The organism is Moorena sp. SIO3H5 (assembly GCF_010692395.1).
Taxonomy (GTDB): Bacteria; Cyanobacteriota; Cyanobacteriia; order Cyanobacteriales; family Coleofasciculaceae; genus Moorena.
This window is the reverse complement of record NZ_JAAHHS010000481.1, coordinates 1-5334: the sequence shown is the minus strand read 5'-3', so window position 1 is coordinate 5334 and position 5334 is coordinate 1. Positions and strand designations below refer to the sequence as shown.

Genomic DNA, 5334 nt, shown 5'->3' with positions numbered 1-5334 from the left:
AAGTTTGAGATTTTCCAAGAAAGCGATCGCACCATTACAAACTGCCGCGATCGCTTTCTTATTTGTCATATATTCAGATTAGACTATCGATGACGTTTGTTCTTAATATATTTCCCTTAAAAATCTGTTTTATAAACTACTGGTAGGTCGATTTTTATAAATGGATAATCACCAAAGTAGGGTAAGGATTCCAAAAGAGTAAGATCAAGGACTGCGATTGCTTTCAGTATCAGCGAGCTGATCACGTTGCTCTGTAACTGCCCCAGACTCAGAGGTCGGTGGCTGAATTTTTTCTTCCGGTGAGCCAGAAGTGAACTGGGGCAAGAGCATCAAGATGGTAGCACCAATAGTCAGAATAAATGCCACAAGTTTCCCTACTAATTGCACAGCGAAAATTAGGCGTTGAGAGTTATCTGCTATCGATGTACTATAATTAAATAATTGCCCCAGGAAATGCTTCAGTTTGGGAGGATAAGGGTGGTGATTAACAACTATTTGAGCAAGTATTTTCTGGGGAATCAAAACCTCAATAGTTATCTCAGTTGATTCAAACAGCAAATTTCTTTTGTGCTCTATGCAATAAATAATCCAATCTCCCGTAGACAGCTGGAAATGATAGCAGTTAGGTCTATGGAAATTTACTGGCCTCTCTCCTATTATTTTTTCGCCCTTGCGCAACCTATCTAAAAAGTCTTGATAGGCGGTTTTTGACTGAAGAGATAAATGAGTTCTGGTGTATTGGCGGACTTGTTCTGTTTCTATGACGGCAATCTTCATGTTGAACTCCTTCTTCAGGAGTCCCCAACGGTCGGCTGTCTTGAGGAGAAGACTGATTCATTAACAACTCTTCAGAGTCCAACGCCTTATCCTCAGCTTCCTGCAACAATTGTGATGCGCTTGAATCCAAAAGCCGAAGATAGTACTGCAACTGGGCGTATTCAGGCATTGAAATGACAGCCGCATACTTTTCACCATCTTTGGTGATAATATGGGGCTGACCCTGGCTAGCTGACTCAAGGCAGCTGTCCAGCGTCTGAAGTAATTGAGAAGTCGAAACTTCTACTTCATGACGAGAGCCTCTCATGAGGTACTCCATTTCAATTGCCGAATACACCAAGCGCACCCACCAAACGGATTTCTTTCTCCCGTTCGACGAACGTAAATAGTTGGCGAACGTAAATAGAACGCTACATATCGACGAACGTAAATAGTAATAACGTAAATTTCAGTTAGCGAACGTAAATAGAACGCTATATTCAATTATCGCGAACGTTAAATTAAGAAGTCAGTCCAAACAATTCGAAGTCGGTCCAAAGAAGACCTGACGATGTCGATTTTCCGATTCTCAAATATCGATACCAAATATCGAGACCTGAAGATTTAATACCTTAACTACATACACTGAGCTGTTTGAGGGCGCGCGGAGGCAAGTAATTCGGGTTTTCAAGGTGCGGGAGAAAGAAACCACATACATACTAGCAAATTGTAGAAGGGTTGAAAGAGTTGGCACGAACGAACTTTTCCGCAACTTATTGCACTTCGGGGTTTTCCGATACCTGGCACAGGCTCTCCAGAAAACAAATCTGCCCAGGTGAGGACTTATTCTTACTGTGCTTACCCTGGTCTATAGGCAAGATACCCCAGATAGTTTTCCAGGTGAATTTTTTACCCAAATTCCCAAAAGCGATCGCACCCTAAGGAGGACTATGCGTTCGCGAAGCGTGACCTACGGTCAATCGCAAAACTCCTGAACGGTTATCCCTTCGTCACTTCAGGTGCTAAATGTCATGCTTTCCCCCACAAGCTGTTCACGTAGCGTGCCCGTAGTCCATTAGCTGACAGCTGTAGCAATCCGTGTAGGAATTGAGAGAATTTTGATTCCATATTCCCTGTTCCCTGTTCCCTGTTCCCTGTTCCCTTTGCTATGAATGCTTACCAATTAACCAACTATCTGTACTCTTGAATTATTCTTAATCTTTCTAGACAAATGAGTTTAGCTCTAATCAAGTCCCGTCGGACTTTGATAACCTTAACAGTTACAGTTGCCATTGTATTGATTTCACTCAAGGCAGCAAGTGCAATACCATTGTTTGGTGCCGGTGCATCATTTCCCGAACCCCTTTACCAGCGTTACTTTTCCCAATACCAACAAGAAACCAGCGTTAATGTAAGTTACAGTAACATTGGCAGTGGTGGTGGTATTGAGGAATTCATTAACGAGTCTGTTGATTTTGCTGCCAGTGATATGCCCCCAACCGATGAGGAAAAAAGTCAGATGAAACGGGGCTTGCAAATGGTGCCAACAGCCGGGGGAGCTGTGTCAGTGATTTACAATCTCCAAGGTGTAGTGAGTTCTGTTAGACTATCTCGCGATACTTTAGGGAAAATCTTTACTGGTCAAATTGGTAATTGGAAGCAAGTTAATACTTACCTACCCAGAAGAGACATCAAAGTTATTGTGCGCTCAGATAGCAGCGGTACCAGTTTCATTTTCACCAAGTACTTGAGTGCCATTACCCATGGTCTGATCAAACCTAGCCGAAAACCAGATTGGGGCTTCAATGTCTTCTCAAGCCGTCCTCGAAATGGTGGAGTAGCTGCGGAAGTGCGGCGGATTGATGGTGCCATTGGCTATGTAGAGGCTTATTATGCTGTAGAAAACAACTTTCCTAGCGCTAGAATTGAAAATCAAGAGGGTCGCTATATTAAGCCTAGTCTTGACCAAGCCAGTAAAGGGCTGGTCAATGTGGAGTTTAACCAGGACTTCACCCTCAAACTTAACGATCCAGCCGATGGTTATCCAATTGTGGGTCTAACTTGGCTGCTACTGTACCAGAAGTACCCCACTCAGGCCAAAGCCCAGGGGATTAAAGATATGGTTAAGTGACTACTCCTAAATCAAATCAAAGATTATGATGTAGGCTTCTCTCTCCTCACGAATGAGACTTACTGTTCCTCGATATCCTGTATCGATTTACCACAGCCATTGAGCGGCAGTCCAACCGCCATCAATCTATTATACCAAAACCAAGAGAACCCGTCAGGTAATTCCCCTCCCGCGCATGAAGCGCGGGTATAACGGGAGACCGCTTACCTGTTTAATTGGATTTTGACTAAAGGTCAGGACCTCAACGGGGAACTGGGGTATACCAGGATTCCAGACGGTCTTGCTCGCCAAGCCATCCAAGCAGTGAATCAAAACATCACTGTTGGGTCATAGTAGTGGGGTAGGGTGGGTTATTGTAACGGGCAAGATGCCCGTTCCACCAAGATGCCCGTTCCACCCCTGGTGATCGTTCCATCCCTGATACCCGTTCCACCAAGATGCCAGTGTCTTGCGTAGAAGCGATGCAGCGCGGTCTTGGGAAGGCAGCGCGGTCTTGGGGGTTCCCCCCATGAGCGACTGCCGTGGTTTCCCCCATGAGCGACTGCATCAAGACACTGGCATCTTGCCAGTTTCCTCCTTATTTTCTCGCGGGCAGGATGCCCACTCTACTCCTATTCATTCCTAAATTCAGCAACGCCCCTGGTTCAAAAAGTAAATAGCATCAACCTGCCACCTTTAGAGGGCATTTCAACTTGAAGGTTGTTGCCTTGCACATCCTTACCATTGAATTCGTATATAACGTCTGTGGCTCGGACGCTCCTCCTAATCACAGTAGGCTGGAAGTCAGGTAGCCAGACTCTTAGACCTTTGAGTACTTCTGGCGGTACCTGACTTTGGTCAATTTCTTCTTCAACCTGCTGAATTTCCCCAATGGCATTGACATCCACTTCAAAGCGGTTGCCCTGGGAGTTCTGACCACTCAGTCCATAGATTAGCTTGCCATCATTCCCAATCTCGATAGCTGCATCCGTGGGTGAAACACCGGCAGCAACAGTGGCCGCAGTGATAGCAGGAGCTGGAACTTCAGAGATAGAAATCTCCTGGAATATCCCCCCAAAGCTTTGGGTTAATGCCTTGCCAGCTGGGAGACTAAGGGCAAGGAATGAAACCAGTGTCAAGCTAAATTTTCGCAGTAAACTCATCTCCATGTCACACCAAAAAAATGTTTGCTTTCTTGTAAAATAGCATTAAACTTGGCTTAGAGTTTTCTACTACACTCTTGCTATGAGATAAATTTGATTCCCCACTATTGATTGCCCACTTATAACGCCAGTAAAATAGGCGAAACTTTATACTTGAAATGGTCGTCATATAAATTATATTGTTATTGACGCGAACGCATAATTTAAATAAAGACTAGAATAAATTAAGGATAAATTAATGATTGGCTATCAATTTTTTTTGCAGAAGGTTTTAACAGCAACAGTAGTAACCGTAACCGTTGGCTTTGGTTCTATCAGTGGTGCGATCGCTCAATCCTTCACTGGCGCGGGAGCTACATTTCCTGAACCCCTTTATCGCCGTTACTTTAGAGAATACCAAGAACAAACAACAGATGTAAAGCTCAAATACAGTGGCATTGGCAGTGGTGGTGGAATTAGACGATTTCTGAATCAGTCCGTTGACTTCGGAGCCAGCAATGTGATTCCAACTCCTGTAGAGAGAAACTCCATGAAACGGGGTTTGTTAATGGTACCAACTGCTGGGGGGTCTTTGGCTGTGGTTTATAATCTTCAAGGGATAACCACCGATGTTAAGCTATCCCGAGAGACTCTAGGTAAAATCTTCTCAGGTGATATTTCTAATTGGAAGCAAGTTAGCTCCCGCCTACCTAATCGGAAAATCCAAGTAGTTGTCCACTCAGGCACTAGCGGTACTAACTTTATTTTTACTAAATATTTGAACGAAATTACTAATGGCAAAATCCGACCCAGTAGAAAACCTAATTGGGGCTTTAAGGTCTTCTCTAGTGTTCCGGGAAATGGACCAGTAGCTAGCGAAGTTAACCGAATTGACGGTGCCATTGGCTATGTACCAGCGAGCTATGCTAAACAGCTTAACTTACCGATGGCCAGGCTGGAAAATCAAGCTGGTCGCTACGTCAAGCCTACGGTTGATCAAGCCAATAAAGCCCTAGCCAATGTGCAGTTCAATGATGACTTCACCATCGAAAATATAGATGACCCAGAAGAGGGATATCCAATTGTAGGTATAACTTGGCTGTTTGTCTACGAAAAGTATCCTAAACCAGAACTAGCCCAAGGGGTTAAAGACCTGATAAATTGGATTCTGACTGAGGGTCAAGACTTGAACGAAGATCTACAGTACACTCGGATACCGGAAGATGTTGCTAACCGAGCCATCGAAGCTGTGAATAACAACATCAGGGTTGTTCCATAGAACGACAAAATTCAACAGAAGGCAAAAGGAATACATTTCTTTTGAGA

5 protein-coding genes are annotated in these 5334 nt (G+C 44.1%); 2 read left to right on the top strand and 3 right to left on the bottom strand.

What is annotated here, in order from left to right; genetic code table 11:
- Positions 1-204 precede the first annotated feature (204 nt).
- Positions 205-777: a hypothetical protein gene (locus tag F6K52_RS31775; protein ID WP_293088332.1), complete on the bottom strand. Its 573-nt coding sequence runs from the start codon at positions 775-777 to the stop codon at positions 205-207.
- A 1210-nt stretch (positions 778-1987) separates the two neighbouring features.
- Here F6K52_RS31775 and pstS (F6K52_RS31770) point away from each other — a divergent pair.
- Positions 1988-2887 (top strand): phosphate ABC transporter substrate-binding protein PstS, encoded by a 900-nt coding sequence (pstS, locus tag F6K52_RS31770; protein ID WP_293088328.1) that lies wholly within the window; start codon positions 1988-1990, stop codon positions 2885-2887.
- A 316-nt stretch (positions 2888-3203) separates the two neighbouring features.
- Here the strand turns inward: pstS (F6K52_RS31770) and F6K52_RS31765 are convergent, their stop codons facing one another.
- Together F6K52_RS31765 and F6K52_RS31760 are read right to left on the bottom strand one after the other, a co-directional pair.
- Complete coding sequence (locus F6K52_RS31765; RefSeq protein WP_293088326.1) at positions 3204-3434, bottom strand: hypothetical protein; 231 nt, start codon at positions 3432-3434, stop codon at positions 3204-3206.
- Positions 3435-3531: 97 nt separating this feature from the next.
- On the bottom strand, positions 3532-4029 hold the full coding sequence (locus F6K52_RS31760; protein WP_293088324.1) for a hypothetical protein: 498 nt from the start codon (positions 4027-4029) through the stop codon (positions 3532-3534).
- A 238-nt stretch (positions 4030-4267) separates the two neighbouring features.
- On the opposite strand from F6K52_RS31760, the gene pstS (F6K52_RS31755) reads away from it, so the two are divergent.
- Entirely contained in the window at positions 4268-5287 is a 1020-nt protein-coding gene (gene pstS / locus F6K52_RS31755) for a phosphate ABC transporter substrate-binding protein PstS (protein WP_293088321.1), read from the top strand.
- The last annotated feature ends 47 nt before the right edge of the window (positions 5288-5334 follow it).